The organism is Maridesulfovibrio sp. (assembly GCF_965230075.1).
In the GTDB taxonomy this organism is placed as follows: domain Bacteria; phylum Desulfobacterota; class Desulfovibrionia; order Desulfovibrionales; family Desulfovibrionaceae; genus Maridesulfovibrio.
Map to the genome: position 1 here is coordinate 4,506,884 of NZ_OZ245945.1, position 15,617 is coordinate 4,522,500.

Here is a 15,617-nt window from a genome sequence, read left to right on the forward strand (position 1 = left end):
GAAGTGTAAAATGCCAGAATTGCCGGAAGTAGAAGTAATATCCCGTGGTCTTGCCGAATCTCTTGAGGGCAAGACAATTGAATCTGTTAAAATTCTCAACCACAGTTCTGTAAAAATGCCGTGGTATCTGTTTTCTTCTCGCGTAGCCGGGGAAAAGATTACCCGTATCCACCGTCGGGCCAAGTTGCTGATCATGGATCTCGGTGAAGATTTGCACGTAACCTTTCATCTTAAGATGACCGGACGGGTGCTGGCCCACGAAGGCCCCACCAATCCTGAGCCGCATACCCGTATAGTCTTCGGCTTGACCGACGGCGGTTCCATTGAATTTCACGATACCCGCAAGTTCGGTGAAGTGCGCGCCCTGAACAACGAAGAGTTGCAGGAATGGGATTTCTATAAGAGTCTCGGCCCTGAACCGCTGGAAGTTACAGCCGAAGAACTTGCCGAGCGCATCGTTGGCCGCAAGGCTCAGATCAAGGGCTTGTTGCTCAACCAGTCTGTTGTGGCTGGCTGCGGAAACATTTATGCTGATGAATCCCTGTTCCGGGCCGGTATTCATCCCAAAGCCAAGGCTTCTGATCTTTCCAAAGAATCTCTGGTAAAACTTTTCACTGAATTGCAGGCAGTGCTTAAGCAGGCCATTCAGGAGAACGGCAGTTCCATCCGCGACTACGTGGATGCCGGGGGAGATGCCGGGGGATTCCAGAACAGTTTCAAGGCTTACGGAAAAAAAGGGGAGGCCTGCCCTGATTGCGGTAAAGTTTTCGAAGGCGCTACTGTAGCAGGACGCTCATCTACTTTTTGCAGTAATTGTCAGAAAATGAAGGATTAGTATGCCTTCGGCGACCCTCCGGGGGGCCAAAGAAACTTTTTGTAAAAAGTTTCTCTGGACTCTTCAAAAACTTTTAGTAAGGCTTCGCCGCTGTAAATGAAAAATTTTCCATGATGAGAATTAATTAAAACTATTAAAAGTTTTTGGGATTCTTAAACCCTTTTTTCAAAAAGGGTTTAAGCCGCCGGAGGCTTTCTTCAAATGACTGCTGAATCCAGTAAAATAGTCCGCAACGCCTCGGTAGTAGCCGGGGCGACTTTGCTTTCAAGGGTCCTTGGCTTTGTCAGGGACCTTATTGTTGCGTTCGCCCTTGGCGCAGGTCTGCCGGCGGATGCATTTTTTGTGGCTTTCCGTATTCCGAACCTGCTGCGCAGGCTTTTCGGGGAAGGGTCTTTGACTATGGCCTTTGTCCCGGTTTTCAGCCGGGTGCGTAAGGAACAGGGTGAAGGCAAAGCTTTTGAAATGGCAAGATCTGCCATGCTCTGGTTGTTGCTCATTCTCGGCGTACTGACAGTGCTGGCGATAGTGGGCGCAAAATATCTGGTCCTGCTCATTGCTCCGGGATTTGGTGCCAATCCGGAATTGATGTCTCTTACGGTTGATCTGGTAAGGGTTTGTTTCCCTTATGTTATTTTTATTTGCGGTGTTGCGCTCTGTATGGGCATCCTTAATAGTATGGGGCATTTTCTGGCTCCGGCACTGGCCCCGTGCATGCTTAATGTGGCTCTGATCGGATCGGCGCTGGTTGGATATTTCACTGGGAACAGCGTGGCTTTGTTTATGGCTTGGGGCGTACTTATTGGTGGATTTTTGCAATGGGTGCTGCAACAGCCCTACTTAAAGCGCATTGGATTACATTGGCGCGGCAAGGCGGAGCTGGATAACCCCGGCGTAAAGCGCATGGGCAAGCTCATGCTGCCCACGGTTCTTGGTGCTGCGGTCTATCAAATCAACGTGGTGCTTGGTACGCTGTTGGCTTCTTTTCTTCCTGTGGGATCGGTTTCCTACCTTTATTATGCTGATCGCTTAGTGCAGTTCCCGTTGGGGGTGTTCGGAATAGCTGTTGGAACCGCGGCTTTGCCGAGTCTGGCAAAGCTGTATGTTGAAGGGCTGCATGATGACTTCGCCCAGACCCTTAAGCAGAGTGTTGGCTTAATTTTATTTATTTCCCTGCCCGCAATGGCTGGTTTGGTCTCCCTTGCCGAACCGCTCATCGGACTGCTTTTTGAGCGTGGTGCTTTTGATGCGCAGGCTGTAACCGCAACTTCACAGGCACTCATGGCTTACGGAATCGGTCTGCCGTTCATCGCCATGTCCCGTCCGCTGGTTTCTGCCTTTTATGCGCAGGAAGACACCCAGACTCCGGTCAAGGTTGCCATTCTTTGTTTGTTAGTAAATGTTGGCGTAGGTTATCTGCTCATGCAGCATATTGCTCATGTGGGGCTGGCCTTGGCGGTCTCTCTTTCGTCCATGCTTAACTGCTTGCTGCTGTCCATCATCATGGGCCGCAGGACCGGACTTTTTCCGTTGCCTTTTGGTAGTGTGTCAAAGAGTGTGTTGCTCAGTGCATTGATCGGGGCTGGTGCATGGTATTCAGCACGGTATGATATTTTATGGTTCGCACTTATCCCGGTTTGGATGGCGGTCTATGGCTTTGGTTCATTGCTGTTTAAGTCTGACGATGCGCACATGTTGATCGGGGCATTGCGAAGAAAGATTTGATGCGATTCGCGGTTAAGATGAGATGATTTTGCCTCCGGCGGCGCTTTCAGCGGGACCAAAGAAACTTTTTGGAAAAAGTTTCTCTGGACTCTTCAAAAATTTTTATTAGTTTTGGTTTGTTCTTATGCCTGAAATTTCCAGAGAATATTTCCCCCGTGGACTTGTGCAGCCTCAATCAGGTTTTAGATTTTCCACAGATTCTTTATTGATTAGCAGTTTTGCCTCGGTTCCGAGTCGGGCACGGGTGCTCGATCTTGGTACAGGAAGTGGTGTGATCCCGTTGGGCATAATGCTGAATCATATTAATAAAGGGCTGACTATCACCGGATTGGAAATCAATCCGGAAATGGTTGCGGCTGCGGAAGAGAATGTTCAGAAGTTGGGTTTTGCCGAGGAAATCGGCATTGTGCGGGGTAATGTCTGCACACCGGATTTCGCACCAGCTGGAAGTTATGATCTGGTGGTTTCCAATCCGCCTTACCGCAGCGAGGGCAGGGGCAAGGCCTGTCCGGATGGAGACCGCAACAAGGCTCGCTTCGAGGTTGATTGCGATCTTGATGCATTTGTTGCCACGGCCTCGCGCATGGTCCGTAACCGGGGCCGGGTTTGCTTTGTGTTCCTCGCTGAACGGCTGACCGAGCTGGTAAATTCTTTCACCCGCCACAAGCTGGAACCCAAGCGTATGAAATTTATTCACGGGCGCATAGATTCACCGTCAAAAGTAGTTATGCTTGAAGCTGTTAAGGGCGGTAAACCGGGGTTGATTTTGGAAGCACCTGTGATTTTATTTGAGAAAGATAATTCCCTGACTGAAGCGGCTGTGGAGTTTTGTCCTTACATTGCCAAGTAGATGATCGACAGGTAAATAATTTTTGACATGATCAAAAAAATCCTACTTAAAAATTTCTTAGCCCATGCGGAAACCGAAATTGAACTCGGCCCGGGCATGACCGTGCTGACAGGTCCCAACAACAGCGGTAAATCTTCCGTTGTCGAGGCTTTGCGCTGCATTGCTACCAATCCGCTGCCCAAGCATTTCATTCGCCACGGAGCCAAGCAGGCCCGGGTGGAATTGGAAATGGATGACGGCGTGCGGGTTGCGTGGATTCGTAAAAAGGCTACCGCATGGTACGAAGTGCTGCGTCCCGGTGAAGAGGAATGGGAAGTTTACGCTAAATTCGGTCGTAATACCCCGGAAGATATTTTGAACATTCTGCGGCTCAATCTGGTTCCGCTGGAAGGCGGAAAATCGCTGGACGTACACATCGGCAACCAGCGTAATCCCATTTTTCTGCTTGATCAGCCTTCGTCTGTTGCCGCCCAATTTTTTGCTTCATCTTCAGAAGCCTCGCATTTGCTGGCCATGCAGACCGAGCTTAAAAATCGTGTTCGTGCCGCCAAGCGTGAGAAAAAATTTCAGCAGCAGAAGCTCGATGAAATCCGTACTGAGCTGGATGAATTGCAAAATTTGCCGGATGTGAATCTGGAACTTGAAGTCGCCCGCGAACTTAAAGGGCAGATGGATGTTCTTGATAAGGAAATCCCGGTAGTTGAAGGGATTTTGCAGCGTAAGGGTGAACTAGAAAATTATAAGGCCAGTCTTGGCGCGCGGGAAAAAGAGTTAGCGGAATTACAGGAAGCACCGGAACTTTTTTCTTCCGCACCGCTTGAAAGAGCGGTGTCAGGCATGCAAAGCCTGCGCAGTCAGGGGCAGAACTTGAAAGCAAAATCAGAATCCCTTGGCGGATTGCAGGCTCCACCGGAACTTTTCCCGGAACAGCAATTGGAATCGTACCTTGCGCGTCATAATCAACTTTATTTTGCAGAAAAAAAACAAAATGATCGGCGTAAGATCTTGGAACCGCTAACGTCTCCTCCTCAGCTGGAAGATATTTCTGCACTTTCTACAACTATCAGCAATGTTTCTCGTAACCATGTTGTGCGGGAGAGAATTTTGAGCCGTGCCGCTATTCTTGAACCGTTGAATGAGCCGCCTGAACTTCATGATTTATCGGGTCTTATGCAGGTTATGAACAATCTTTCTGCTTCACGAAAAGCACAGACTGATGCGCAGGCTCGTTTGACCGAGCTGGAACAGTCCGAAGCTGAGTTCGATCAGCGCATTGAAACCCGTCTGACTGAGATCGGTAATTGTCCGCTCTGCGGCGGAGATCTGGATGCGCAAAAGCTGATCGGGGAGGAAAGTCATGAGTCTTGAAAAAGTTAAGGCTAAAGGACTTTTCCTTATCGGGGACCCGCATATTGCTTCCACCCCTCCAGGACAGCGGCTGGGTGATTTCGCAAACGATGTGTTGGATAAATTGGAAGTCTGCTTTAAGCGTGCGGAAGAATTGGGCATGATTCCGCTTATCCTTGGTGATCTTTTTCATTGGCCGCGCGATAACGGTAACTCCCTGCTGGTGGATATGATCAGAGTGTTCGGGCAGTACAAGCCGTTTGTACTTGTGGGCAACCACGATAAATATCAGGCCCGTTTTACCCCTGATGTATCCATGGCTGTGCTCGATGCCGCCGGGGTTATCCGGATGATGAGCGAGCAGGGTCCGGCTTTTGAACTGGAGACTCCGCAAGGTCTGGTGCTGGTTGGCGCTTCGCCTGATTCCACGCCCATTCCTAAGGAATTTGATCGCGAAGATGGCAAGTACCTCAAGGTACTCTGGGTGACCCATCACAATATTTCTTTTCCAAATTGTGAGAAAAAGCAGCACGCCATCAAGGAAAAGCCGGGTATCGATTGGATCATTAATGGACATATACACGGACCGCGCGATTCCATAACCAAAGGCATGACCACATGGGCCAACCCCGGCAATATCACCCGGATGGTTTTTTCCCGCTTGTCCCTTGAACGCAAGCCGAAAGCAGGGATATGGACCCCCGATTGTGAGGATCTTGATAAATGGGTAATCCCGCATCGTGATTTTTACGAAGTTTTTCCAAATCAGGAATTTTTGCCAGAAGCCGAAGATGCGGCAACAGCGGAATCAAAATTTTTACAGGGCCTTGAGCGTCTGGCATGGAAACGAACCCATGAAGGCGAGGGCTTGAAGCAGTTTTTAACAGACAATATCGACCCGGAAGAGCCGGAAAGTCCGCTCATCTGGGAACTCTATACGGAGGTTACCGATGGCAATGGGTAATGGAATGAACAACGGTGCAAATCAGCCTGTAAATGGTCTGGAGCAGGAACTTAATCTGCTTAAGGAACAGCATAAATGGCTGCATGATAAGAAAATCCGCACCGAGCAGGAGCTTGCCAGCACTACCAGCCAGCTTGCCGCACTGGAAGAAGAAGCCAAGGCTCAGTACGGAACCAGCGATCCGCAGGAACTTTCCAAGCTTCTGGAAGAGAAAAAGGCCGCAAATTCCCGCTTGGTCACTGAGTACCGCGCCCATATCATGTCGATTAAAGAGGGCTTGGATAATTTAGAGCAGGGCGATTAATGCCTTCGGCGGCTTAAATCCTTTTGCAAAAGGGTTTAAGAATCCCAAAACCTTTTAATAGTTTTGGTTTGTTTTAATTATGGAAGATAGTGCGAATGAAATTATTCCAACTCTGGAATCACTCGAACGCAGAGCAGATCGCTTAAGCGCTAAGGCTTCGTCACGTATGGATGATTGGCTGTCTTTGCGTGAAGATGGCCGCAAGATTGATGAATTTCTGGAATTGGCTCCGGGCGCGGCTGAACGTCTTGAAGAACTTTCCACCGCCTTGTTCGGGGAATTGCTGAGCGAACTTGAGACTAACCTGACTCATGCTATCCGCGAAATTTTAGGACAGGATAGGGAAGTTAAGGCTGTTGCCTCCATCCGCGATAAGAAATTGCAGGTGGATTTTCAGATTCTGAATCAGGGCGGCGAAGAAGATATCATGGTCGGACAGGGTGGTTCGGTTTGTAATATTTTGTCCGTTGGACTGCGCTTGATTGCCTTGTCTAGGCTCAATCCTGAAGCGCACAGGCCGTTTCTGGTGCTTGACGAACAGGATTGCTGGCTGCGCCCTGACCTTGTGCCCCGGTTTATGGAATTGATCGGAACCATTGCTGAGCGGCTTGGGTTTCAGGTGCTGGTCATCAGTCACCATCCTTTGGATTTGTTTTCTGAAAGTGCAGGTGCAATTCTTGCTTTGCAACCGCAGAAAGAGGGTGGGCCCTCTGTGGAGAGGGTTAAGTAAGGGGCTGAAATTAAAGAGCTGGTCTTTTGCTGGTTGTTTGCGGATTTTTGCTGTATCCTGCCTCCAGTTAATTTAGTTTTTTAGCGGAGTTTATATAAATGGCAGAGCAAAGTCTGAAACGCATTCTGGACATCCCCCTTGAAGTTAAAGTTGAAATGGGGCGGACCAAGCTTCTGGTCAACGAAATTATCCAGTTCGGTCAGGGTACGGTTATCGAGTTGCATAAGCTGGCTGGTGAACCATTGGATATGTATGTTGAAGGGCGGTTGGTTGCGCGTGGTGAACTTGTTGTAATCAATGAAAATTTTGGTTTCAGGGTTACCGAGATCATCAAACCTGAGGACAGGATCAAGAAGCTGGGACTTTAACCGGGGCCAGCCGGAATCCGGGAAAATAATTTTTGAATGCTCCGCCCCCTGCCAACGGGGGCTTTGTTTTTGGACTTTTCTGCCAAAGGGCAGCCTAAAACAGGCTGTTGTTTTCTTATGCAGCCTCGGATAAGAAGTTTCCTCGCAAGGAGGTCACATTAAGTGTCATCATTAAATGATTCGTTTAAAAGCAAGCCCGTAATCTGGGCTGTAGCCATAATTTTTATCAGTACTTTTGCCCGTCTCTGGTTCCTTGGAACCGGACAGCTCAACCTTGTGCAGGATGAATCCCAGTACTGGGACTGGACCCGGCACATGCAGCTTACCTATTATTCCAAAGGCCCGCTCATTGCTTGGATTATCAAGCTTTGGACAACTGTTTTCGGCAATACCGAATTCGGAGTCCGTTTTGGATCGGTGGTTGGTTCGCTGTTGACCCAGATTGTGCTTTTCTGGGGCATTGCCCGGATGTGGAAAAGGCCCATTGCCGCGGTCTGGACCCTGATCATCTTTAATTCCATGCCTGTCTATCTGGCTCTTGGAATCCTGATGACCACGGACAATCCTTTTATCCTGTGCTGGAGCTGCGCGCTTTTTGCTTTGTACAAAGCTTCAATACCGCATCCTCCGGGGCTGGAACGGGATTCCAATGAATCTCAGACTAAACCTTTTTTTCTGATCAGTATCTTCTTTGGGATTGGAATTCTGGCTAAGTATACCATGCTTGGTTTTGCCGGACTTTCGGTCATGTACGGGCTGTTGCTCATGCGTAGGGAAAGATTGCCGCGTGGTTTCTGGCGCAAATTGTTCCTTTCGCTGGGCGGAGGACTGTTCCTCGGCTTCCTGCCGACCCTGATCTGGAACATGCAGAACGACTTTGTCGGTTATAAGCATGTCCTGCATCTGATCGGTGCTTCCGGTGAAAAAGCTTCGCATCTGCTGCGGTTCGACCGTTTTCTGCCCTTTTTGGGTGAACAGGTCGGTATGGCGACGCCGTGGTGGCTCATTTTTATGTTCATCGGCGGTTTTTCTGCCTTGTTTTTTGTTCTTAAAGGGAGAGGGCGCAACCTGATGAACCTGAATCACAGGCAGAGCGCACTGCTTTCAGTCTTTTTTCTCCCGGTCTGGATTTTCTTTTTCCTCTGGAGTTTTCACGCCAAAGTGCTCGGTAACTGGGCTGTGATTTCCTATGTTTCCGGGGTAATGATTGCCGGATTTGCTTTTGAAAGTTTCTGGGGTCGCAGGGGGCGTTTCCGTTCCTTATGGATGTCCTTGAGCATTATTATTTTTGTAGTTCTGCATTTCCAGAACTTGGTGCCGCTGCCGGATCATCTTAACCCGACTCACCGTCTTAAAGGCTGGACCGATCTTGGGCAGCAGGTTGTTGAGCTGGAACAAAGTCAGTTCAAAGATCCGTCCAAAGTATTTGTCATGAGCGACGAGTACGATATGACTGCAGCCTTGGCTTTTTATGTGCCCGGGCAGCCACGTACTTATTGCGCATGGACAGACCGTCGCATGAATCAATATGACCTTTGGCCCGGTCCGGAAGATAAAGTCGGTTGGGATTGTGTGTATGTAATCAAGAAATTCCATACCGATACTAATGAAGAGTTAAAGAAGATGTTTAAGCGAGTCAGCTCGCCCATCCATCTTCAGACAACTTTCCGCGGCAAACCGTCCAGAAAGTTTACCGTCTATCTTTGCTATGACTATAACGGCTACTGGCCGCGTGATCCTCGTTTGAGATTTTAGGACATTCCTGAATAGATCCATTTTAAGCCCTTTCGGTTCTGCCGGAAGGGCTTTTTTGCGTTTTTTTTAGAAAATAGAAAAATTTTTTTTGGATATCTGGTTGTAGATGGTTCTCAAGTGAAAGTGGTTTTCTGGTTATTTTCTTTGTAATTTCGGTTGATTTAATGCTTGTTGGAGTATTGTCGCAGAAAAGAAGAGACAGAAATGCATTTCTTTGACATTTTTTGACAAATAGTGTCATAACGTCTACATCGTAGTTTAATTTTGAAAAATCAGGACAAGGCTTTGACACCCTCGCCTACGCTATACACGGTACGTGAGATTGCCGACACGCTGAGAATCCATCCAAGGACGGCCTACAGGTTGGTTCAGGAGGGGAAAATCCGCGGTATCAAGGTTGGCAGCCAGTGGCGTGTGCCGGAAAGTTCCCTGCTGGAATATATTGAGTCCGGTTTGCAGGCGTCCCCCAAGAAGGGGAAGGATGACAAGAAAGGTTCTGAGCAACTGAAACTGCCCATTTGAGAAACATCGGTGGACAAGGATCATGAAAAAGTCAGCTGCCCTTAAAAGGGTGACTCTGGAAAATGATTTTGGCGGCCAGATTTCCTTTGTCGGAAAACTTGAAAATGAATCCCTCAACTACAATGAGGACAGCGGGGAGCTGGTATCTGAAAAGATTTACAGTACCGAGAAGGGGCGCACTGGCTATTCCATTGCAACCAGAAATGGTGAAGAGCGAGACAAACGGGCGTATCTGATGGAAGATCAGGGTGAGACCTGCATTGTTTCCAACGGTTCCATTCTGCTGGGATTGGATACAGACGTGATGCTTACTTTCTGCGCTCAGGCTCTAGCTGAGCAGGCTGCAACCAAATCTGAAGGCGAACTGGAATTTGTAAAAAAACAGCTGCAGGTGGTTAACGGCTAGGCCGTTTTTTCGCTGCATCAGATTAACAAGCGCGAAAAGAAATCCCCGGAGTGATTATACTCCGGGGATTTTTTGTTTTTAAAAGCTTAGTTGCGATTAGTCATATACAGAGGCGAAGCCTTATTAAAGGTTTTTGGGATTCTTAATTCTTTTTCAATTCCTTGATAAAAGCATCAGCCTCATCAATTGAGCGCTGCATCTCTTTGATCAGCCTGCCGATGTCTGCTTCAAGGGTGTTGAGTTCTGATTTGAGTGAGGCAATGGCCTGCGCGTTCAGATTATGCTTAAGGTAAAGCACCTGATCGCGGAAAACATTGAGTACCGGATCGATTTTCTTTTCAGCCTTGCGCATGGCGGAAAGCAAGCGTTTGAACTTGCTTTTGGTCTTGGAAAGTTTGACTCGGCTTTCATTACGCAGCTTTCTGCTGGTGTACTGGTCAAGTTCAGCATTCCACTCATCAAAAAGATCGTTCCCGACTTCTTCTACCGCATCAATTCTTTTGCGTACTTCCAATGCCGCAGCTTCGCTGTTTTCGTATTCATCGTTGAGGCGTTCGTATGTTTCCTGAAGATCTCCGCCATGGAAGCCGGTCAGGGCACTGAATTTATCCAGCGCACTTTTGAATTGTTCACTGGCTTCTTCCTGTGATTCACGGGCCTTTTCAACGTTGGAAACAAGGATATCCCGCTTATGGTAGCCGAAACTTTCCATTGTCTTGTAATAAGCTGATTGGCAACCGGCCAGCCCGAGTGTCAGGGCGATTATGAGTGAAAGGGCGATTTTATTATTCAGGTGCATGAAATTTCCTCCGGGAATGATTTTAGACGCTTGCAGTATGGACTTACATAAAAGCTCAAAGTTGGGTTGTCAAAAAAAATACCCCGCCACATGGTGGCAGGGTATTATTAAATCAAACAGAAAAGCAGTTTACTGCTTAAGCTCTTCAGCCTTGATGATGGTGATGGGTTTCACCGGGACATCGCCGTAGTTTCCTTTGCGGAAGGTTACTGTTTTGGCGATCTTGTCGACAACTTTTTTGCCTCCGATAACTTTACCGAAGACTGCGTAGCCCCAACCGGAGCTTGATTCGGACTTGAAGTTCAGGAAATTATTGTCTTTTACGTTTATAAAGAACTGGTCGGTGGCAGAGTGGGGATCATTGGTGCGAGCCATGGCAATGGTATATTTGTCATTGTAGAGACCGTTGCGGGCTTCGTTTTCAATGGTGGCGTGGGTGGGGCGTTTTTTCATGTTTTTATCAAAGTTGCCGCCCTGAATCATGAAGCCGTCAATTACGCGGTGAAAGATGGTGCCGTCGTAGTGGCCTTCATTCACGTAGCGCAGAAAGTTTTCCACAGTGATGGGGGCCTTGGCTTTGTCCAGTTCCAGCACGACGTTGCCCATGCTGGTTTGCAGTTTTACGTAAACTTTGGACGCGGCAGCGTTAGCGGTTCCAGCGAAAAGAGCCGCACAGAAAAGGGCACTTACCAGCAATATTTTGAAAAATTTCATTTTAATTTCCTCCTTGGAAGGGTTTATTGCGGTTTACCAGAAACAGTCTTTGCGGGCAAATTTGATATGGCAGGAATATGTGTTTTTTTGAGTTCGAAAATGATAAGCTGAAAGAGTGTAATAGATTGATGTTATTTAAAAAATAATATGCGGATGGGTGTAGAAATGCCGATTTTAGAATGGAATGATGGATATTCGGTTGGGGTCAAAATTATAGATGATGAGCACAAGCAGCTATTGGCTATGATCAATAAGGCCTACGATTCAATTAAAGATATGGAAGAGGAAAAGATTCTTGGCGAGTTGGTGAAAGACATGTGCGACTATGCTCAAGGTCATTTTGCAACAGAAGAAAGATTAATGAAGGAGCACGGCTTTCCGGCAGCAGAAGGGCATAAAAAGATGCATGATGATTTTACCCTTCGCTCAGAGACTTTGGATAAATTTATCAGTTCCGGTGATCACGTTGAGCCGCTCAAGGTTTTTAAGTTCTTGGCGGACTGGCTTAGAGATCATATTTTGAAAACGGATAAGGTTTTCGGAGAATTTTTGAACGAAAAAGGCGTGAAGTAGTTTCTACATAAGTTCAAGAAAGTGCCAGATGCTAGGCGCAAGAAAAAGACTGGAATGATGCGTATTCAGACATACGTAAGTTTCAGTCTTTTTTGCAGCAACGCAGCAGATGGTGTTTTCTTGAGCTTATGGAAAAGGCTCCCCGTGGTAGAGGGAGCCTTTTTCGAGGGGTGTGTGAAGGAGTGAGGTTTTTACTCGCTGGTAATTTGTATCTTTCGGGGCTGAACTTCCGGCATTTTGGGTAGGAAAAGTTCGAGCACGCCGTTTTTAAGGTTTGCTTTAATGTTTTCACGGTCAACAACATCGGCGATGGTGAACCTACGGGTATATTCACCTTCGCAGAATTCCTGATCAATGAATTTCTCACCTTCGCCCAGTGCTGTTGCGGCTTTGCCGGAAACAATGAGGGTGTTTTCGTCAAGGTCGATTTCAAGTGCGTCTTTGCTTACACCGGGCAGATCTACGTACATGTAAAAGCCCTGTTCACTTTCAACGATGTCAGTTGCGGGGCTGAATTTCTCCATATTTCTTTCAGTGCTCATATTAAATCTCCCTTATTCTACAGTAATACCGACCTTTCTGGGTACGGAAGTTTCAGTTTTTGGAAGAGTAATATTTAGTATTCCATCTTTTGTTGATGCAGTAATTCTGTCTACATTAACAGTAGTATTGATAGATACTATTCTTTGAAATACACCAGATGGTCTTTCCTGACGAAAATATCTTCCTTCCGGAAGTTTGCGTTCTCCTTTCAGGACAAGATTTTTGTCTGTGACGGTGATTTCCATATCTTCAATGGAGATTCCCGGAATTTCTGCACGAATATATATATTGTTTTCATCTTCAACAATGTTTAACGGAGGATATGAAGCTTTTCTCCGTCTATTGTGATGAGGATTAAAGACGTCATTGAATATTTTATCAAACTCATATGGAAAGTTATAGAATGAACCAAAGTCGATAACCATAAATAACCTCCTGTTTTATTCGTCTGCATTACAAATATGCATTCAGTTTTGGTTGTCAACATTGGGAAAATAAAATTTTACAGAAAAAACATTTTATTTACTTTTAAGTGGCTGATATAAAATAAAAAAATCCCTGCATCAATAATCATGCAGGGATTTAATATTCCTGAACCGGGCCTTAGGCCCATGGAAAACTAGGACAGGATTTCAAGCAGTTCGATCTCGAAAATCATGGTCTGGCCGGCAAGGGGGTGGTTGCCGTCGAGGACAACCTTGTCGTCGGATACGGATTTGATGGTTACGTTGGTAACACCCTGGTCGGTGTTAACCTGAAGCATCATGCCCACTTCGGGGTTGATCTCGGGTGGAATCTGGTTGCGGTCTACCTCAAAGGTGTGCTCTTCGTGGTAAGGCCCGTAGCCTTCTTCGGGGCTGATGGTGGCTTTTACCTTTTCACCAACGGAAAGGGTTTTCACAGCGTCTTCAAAGCCTTTGATCAGCATGCCCTGACCGAGAACGATCTCGAGAGGCTCACCTCTTTTGTAAGAGGAATCAAATTCAGTTCCGTCTTCGAGGGAACCGGCATAGTGGACGCGGATTTTGTCGCCGTCTTTGGCTTGGGACATGGAAACTCCTTGTTTACGCGGGTAGCCAAGAGGGCTGTTTTCCGCATTGTTATATTCTGATTATTTGTTTTCCCACTGGTCAGCGGGAACAGCTTCATCAACAAGCATGATCGGAATTTCGTCTTTGACCGGGTAGACAACATTACAGGCATCACACTTGAGCCCTGTTTCACCGGGCAGAAGTTCCAGCTCGCTTTTGCACTTGGGACAGACGAGTATATCGATCAGTTCTTTATTAAGAGCCATAAAGGTACTCCTTGCACATTGTTTGATCCCTACCCTATAACTATAGAAAAAGAATTCCTCAACCCCGCATTTTTCTGCGCTACCACCGGAGATTATTATGTCTGCCATCGATCTGCACACCCACTCCACCGCCTCAGACGGAACATTTTCCCCTGCTGAACTTGTTAAGGCTGCAAAGGAAGTCGGACTTACTGCCATTGCTCTTACTGACCACGATACCATGGAAGGGTTGCCTGAAGCCCTTGAGACCGGGGTTAAGTGCGGTGTGGAAGTTGTTCCCGGATGCGAACTGAGCGTTGAAAGCAAAGTCGGGGTCCTGCATGTAGTGGGGCTTTGGGTGGACCCGTATTCTGAGCGTTTGAAGCGTGTATTTGATGAAGTCCGGGCGAGACGTATTGAACGTAATGAAGCTGTTGTTGGTAAATTGCAGAAACTCGGTTTTGACATCTCCATGGAAGAGGTGCAGGGTCAGGCCGCTGGAACCCTCGGCAGGCCGCACATGGCTCGGGTCATGCTCCAGAAGGGGTATGTAAAGAGCTTTGATGAAGCTTTTGACGAATATTTGGGTAAAAAAGGCAAGGCTTATTATCCGAAGAATAATATTTCAGCTGAAGAAGCCTTTGATCTGCTGCGTTCAACGGATGCGACTCCCATCCTTGCCCATCCATTTTTGCTCAGTTCCGATGAGGAAGAACTGGACCGGGAAGTGGGGCGCTTAAAGGAAATGGGTTTGCAGGGCATTGAAGTCTATTACAGCTCCCACACTATTGAGATGACCGGGATTGCCAAAGGGTTGGCCCGTAAACACGATCTGCTTGCCAGTGGAGGTTCTGATTTTCACGGTTATGTGAAGCCAGCTATCAAGCTTGGTAAAGGAGCCGGAAATTTATTTGTCCATCATAGCGTGCTTGACGGGATCAAGGCCTTCAGGCAGTCCAGAGGACTCAAAATTTAACACCATTATTAATCGTACTATGAATACATCTACAGAAAATAAAACAGACAACCCTGATATTGCCCGCCCGATCCTTGGTGAAATGCCGGAACTTCTTTGTCCTGCCGGTAATATGGAAAAACTCGAAACAGCAGTCACCTACGGGGCTGACGCAGTTTATCTCGGAGCAGGGGATCTGAACCTGCGTTCTGCCGGGGCCGGATTTAAATGGGAAGAGCTTCCCGCAGCCTTTGAACTTTGCCGTAATAACAATGTACAGGCATATTTCTGCGTCAATGCATATCCCAAGGAAAAGGATCTCGCCAAGGTTCGTGCCGACCTTGAGAAGCTGGCTGAATGTCCTCCGGATGGATTGATTATTGCCGATCCCGGTGTGCTCATGCTTGCTGCTGAAATTCTGCCCGATATTCCGGTGCACATCAGTACTCAGGCCAATACTGGTAACAGCGAGGCTGCAAGATTTTGGCAGAAGTTCGGTGCTTCAAGGGTTAACCTTGCACGCGAACTTTCCGCTGCAGATGTGGCTGACATTGCCGGGAAGTGTCCGGAAATGGAGCTGGAAATGTTCGTGCACGGAGCCATGTGTATGGCTATTTCCGGGCGTTGTTTCTTAAGCGCATGGCTTAATGACCGCTCTGCCAACATGGGACGCTGCACTCATCCCTGCCGCTTTGAGTATAAGGCTACCGGATTGCGGGTAGAAGAGAAGACCCGTCCCGGTCAGGATGTCTGGGAAGCGGTCGAGCATGACGGTTACACAGAATTTTTCGCAGCTGAGGATCTTTGTCTTGTGCATTACGTGCGCATGCTGGCCAAGCTGGGTATTGCTTCTCTGAAAATTGAGGGCCGTACCAAGAGTTCTTCTTATCTTGCACAGGTGGTGGACGTTTACCGTACAGTCATCGACAAGGCCAAAGAGGGTGGACCTTTGCC

At 47.5% G+C, this 15,617-nt stretch carries 19 protein-coding genes and 1 pseudogene (1 of these 20 cut by a window edge); 14 read left to right on the top strand and 6 right to left on the bottom strand.

Features of this window, described 5'->3' with window-relative positions; translation table 11 throughout:
- Positions 1–10: 10 nt before the first annotated feature.
- The 11 genes and pseudogenes from mutM to ACO05Z_RS20380 all read left to right on the top strand — a co-directional run bounded on the left by mutM (position 11) and on the right by ACO05Z_RS20380 (position 9,803).
- Complete coding sequence (gene mutM / locus ACO05Z_RS20330; protein ID WP_421904016.1) at positions 11–835, top strand: bifunctional DNA-formamidopyrimidine glycosylase/DNA-(apurinic or apyrimidinic site) lyase; 825 nt, start codon at positions 11–13, stop codon at positions 833–835.
- A gap of 201 nt (positions 836–1,036) precedes the next feature.
- Entirely contained in the window at positions 1,037–2,557 is a 1,521-nt protein-coding gene (murJ, locus tag ACO05Z_RS20335) for a murein biosynthesis integral membrane protein MurJ (protein WP_421904017.1), read from the top strand.
- A gap of 205 nt (positions 2,558–2,762) precedes the next feature.
- Positions 2,763–3,407 carry a tRNA1(Val) (adenine(37)-N6)-methyltransferase gene (locus tag ACO05Z_RS20340; protein ID WP_421904018.1) on the top strand — a complete coding sequence of 215 codons (645 nt, stop codon included), beginning with the start codon at positions 2,763–2,765 and terminating at the stop codon, positions 3,405–3,407.
- Between the two features lie 27 nt (positions 3,408–3,434).
- On the top strand, positions 3,435–4,775 hold the full coding sequence (locus tag ACO05Z_RS20345) for an AAA family ATPase (protein ID WP_421904019.1): 1,341 nt from the start codon (positions 3,435–3,437) through the stop codon (positions 4,773–4,775).
- Positions 4,765–5,718 carry a metallophosphoesterase gene (locus ACO05Z_RS20350; protein ID WP_421904020.1) on the top strand — a complete coding sequence of 318 codons (954 nt, stop codon included), beginning with the start codon at positions 4,765–4,767 and terminating at the stop codon, positions 5,716–5,718. Before ACO05Z_RS20345 ends, ACO05Z_RS20350 begins: the two co-directional genes overlap by 11 nt.
- Entirely contained in the window at positions 5,705–6,022 is a 318-nt protein-coding gene (locus tag ACO05Z_RS20355; protein WP_421904021.1) for a hypothetical protein, read from the top strand. Before ACO05Z_RS20350 ends, ACO05Z_RS20355 begins: the two co-directional genes overlap by 14 nt.
- Positions 6,023–6,101: 79 nt before the next feature.
- On the top strand, positions 6,102–6,752 hold the full coding sequence (locus ACO05Z_RS20360; RefSeq protein ID WP_421904022.1) for a hypothetical protein: 651 nt from the start codon (positions 6,102–6,104) through the stop codon (positions 6,750–6,752).
- Between the two features lie 113 nt (positions 6,753–6,865).
- Positions 6,866–7,120, top strand: a pseudogene (fliN, locus tag ACO05Z_RS20365) (flagellar motor switch protein FliN); the annotation flags it as partial.
- 162 nt (positions 7,121–7,282) lie between these two features.
- Complete coding sequence (locus ACO05Z_RS20370; protein ID WP_421904023.1) at positions 7,283–8,875, top strand: ArnT family glycosyltransferase; 1,593 nt, start codon at positions 7,283–7,285, stop codon at positions 8,873–8,875.
- A gap of 264 nt (positions 8,876–9,139) precedes the next feature.
- Positions 9,140–9,397 carry a helix-turn-helix domain-containing protein gene (locus ACO05Z_RS20375; RefSeq protein WP_421904024.1) on the top strand — a complete coding sequence of 86 codons (258 nt, stop codon included), beginning with the start codon at positions 9,140–9,142 and terminating at the stop codon, positions 9,395–9,397.
- A gap of 22 nt (positions 9,398–9,419) precedes the next feature.
- Positions 9,420–9,803, top strand: coding sequence for a hypothetical protein (locus ACO05Z_RS20380; RefSeq protein WP_421904025.1), 384 nt, complete (start codon positions 9,420–9,422; stop codon positions 9,801–9,803).
- A 142-nt stretch (positions 9,804–9,945) separates the two neighbouring features.
- On the opposite strand, the gene ACO05Z_RS20385 is transcribed toward ACO05Z_RS20380, so the two are convergent.
- Both ACO05Z_RS20385 and ACO05Z_RS20390 read right to left on the bottom strand, forming a co-directional pair.
- Positions 9,946–10,602 carry a DUF2959 domain-containing protein gene (locus ACO05Z_RS20385; protein WP_421904026.1) on the bottom strand — a complete coding sequence of 219 codons (657 nt, stop codon included), beginning with the start codon at positions 10,600–10,602 and terminating at the stop codon, positions 9,946–9,948.
- 129 nt (positions 10,603–10,731) lie between these two features.
- Positions 10,732–11,316, bottom strand: coding sequence for a peptidylprolyl isomerase (locus ACO05Z_RS20390; protein WP_421904027.1), 585 nt, complete (start codon positions 11,314–11,316; stop codon positions 10,732–10,734).
- Between the two features lie 153 nt (positions 11,317–11,469).
- Here ACO05Z_RS20390 and ACO05Z_RS20395 point away from each other — a divergent pair, with 153 nt between their 5' ends.
- Positions 11,470–11,889, top strand: coding sequence for a bacteriohemerythrin (locus ACO05Z_RS20395; protein WP_421904028.1), 420 nt, complete (start codon positions 11,470–11,472; stop codon positions 11,887–11,889).
- Between the two features lie 191 nt (positions 11,890–12,080).
- Here the strand turns inward: ACO05Z_RS20395 and ACO05Z_RS20400 are convergent, their stop codons facing one another.
- From ACO05Z_RS20400 to ACO05Z_RS20415, 4 genes are all read right to left on the bottom strand, one after another.
- A complete protein-coding gene (locus ACO05Z_RS20400) occupies positions 12,081–12,431 on the bottom strand; it encodes an Hsp20/alpha crystallin family protein (RefSeq protein ID WP_421904029.1) in 351 nt (116 codons plus the stop codon).
- 12 nt (positions 12,432–12,443) lie between these two features.
- Positions 12,444–12,857, bottom strand: a complete 414-nt coding sequence (locus ACO05Z_RS20405; RefSeq protein WP_421904030.1) for an Hsp20/alpha crystallin family protein — start codon at positions 12,855–12,857, stop codon at positions 12,444–12,446.
- Positions 12,858–13,051: 194 nt separating this feature from the next.
- On the bottom strand, positions 13,052–13,483 hold the full coding sequence (locus tag ACO05Z_RS20410; RefSeq protein ID WP_421904031.1) for an FKBP-type peptidyl-prolyl cis-trans isomerase: 432 nt from the start codon (positions 13,481–13,483) through the stop codon (positions 13,052–13,054).
- Between the two features lie 60 nt (positions 13,484–13,543).
- Positions 13,544–13,729 (bottom strand): Trm112 family protein, encoded by a 186-nt coding sequence (locus tag ACO05Z_RS20415; RefSeq protein ID WP_421904032.1) that lies wholly within the window; start codon positions 13,727–13,729, stop codon positions 13,544–13,546.
- 97 nt (positions 13,730–13,826) lie between these two features.
- Between ACO05Z_RS20415 and ACO05Z_RS20420 the strand changes: the two genes are divergently transcribed.
- Together ACO05Z_RS20420 and ACO05Z_RS20425 are read left to right on the top strand one after the other, a co-directional pair.
- Positions 13,827–14,684, top strand: coding sequence for a PHP domain-containing protein (locus ACO05Z_RS20420; RefSeq protein ID WP_421904033.1), 858 nt, complete (start codon positions 13,827–13,829; stop codon positions 14,682–14,684).
- Positions 14,685–14,703: 19 nt separating this feature from the next.
- Positions 14,704–15,617: the 5' portion of a peptidase U32 family protein gene (locus ACO05Z_RS20425; protein ID WP_421904034.1), read on the top strand. 367 nt of this gene lie beyond the right edge of the window; 914 of the gene's 1,281 nt are visible here — the first part of the coding sequence; its start codon is at positions 14,704–14,706; the stop codon falls past the right edge of the window.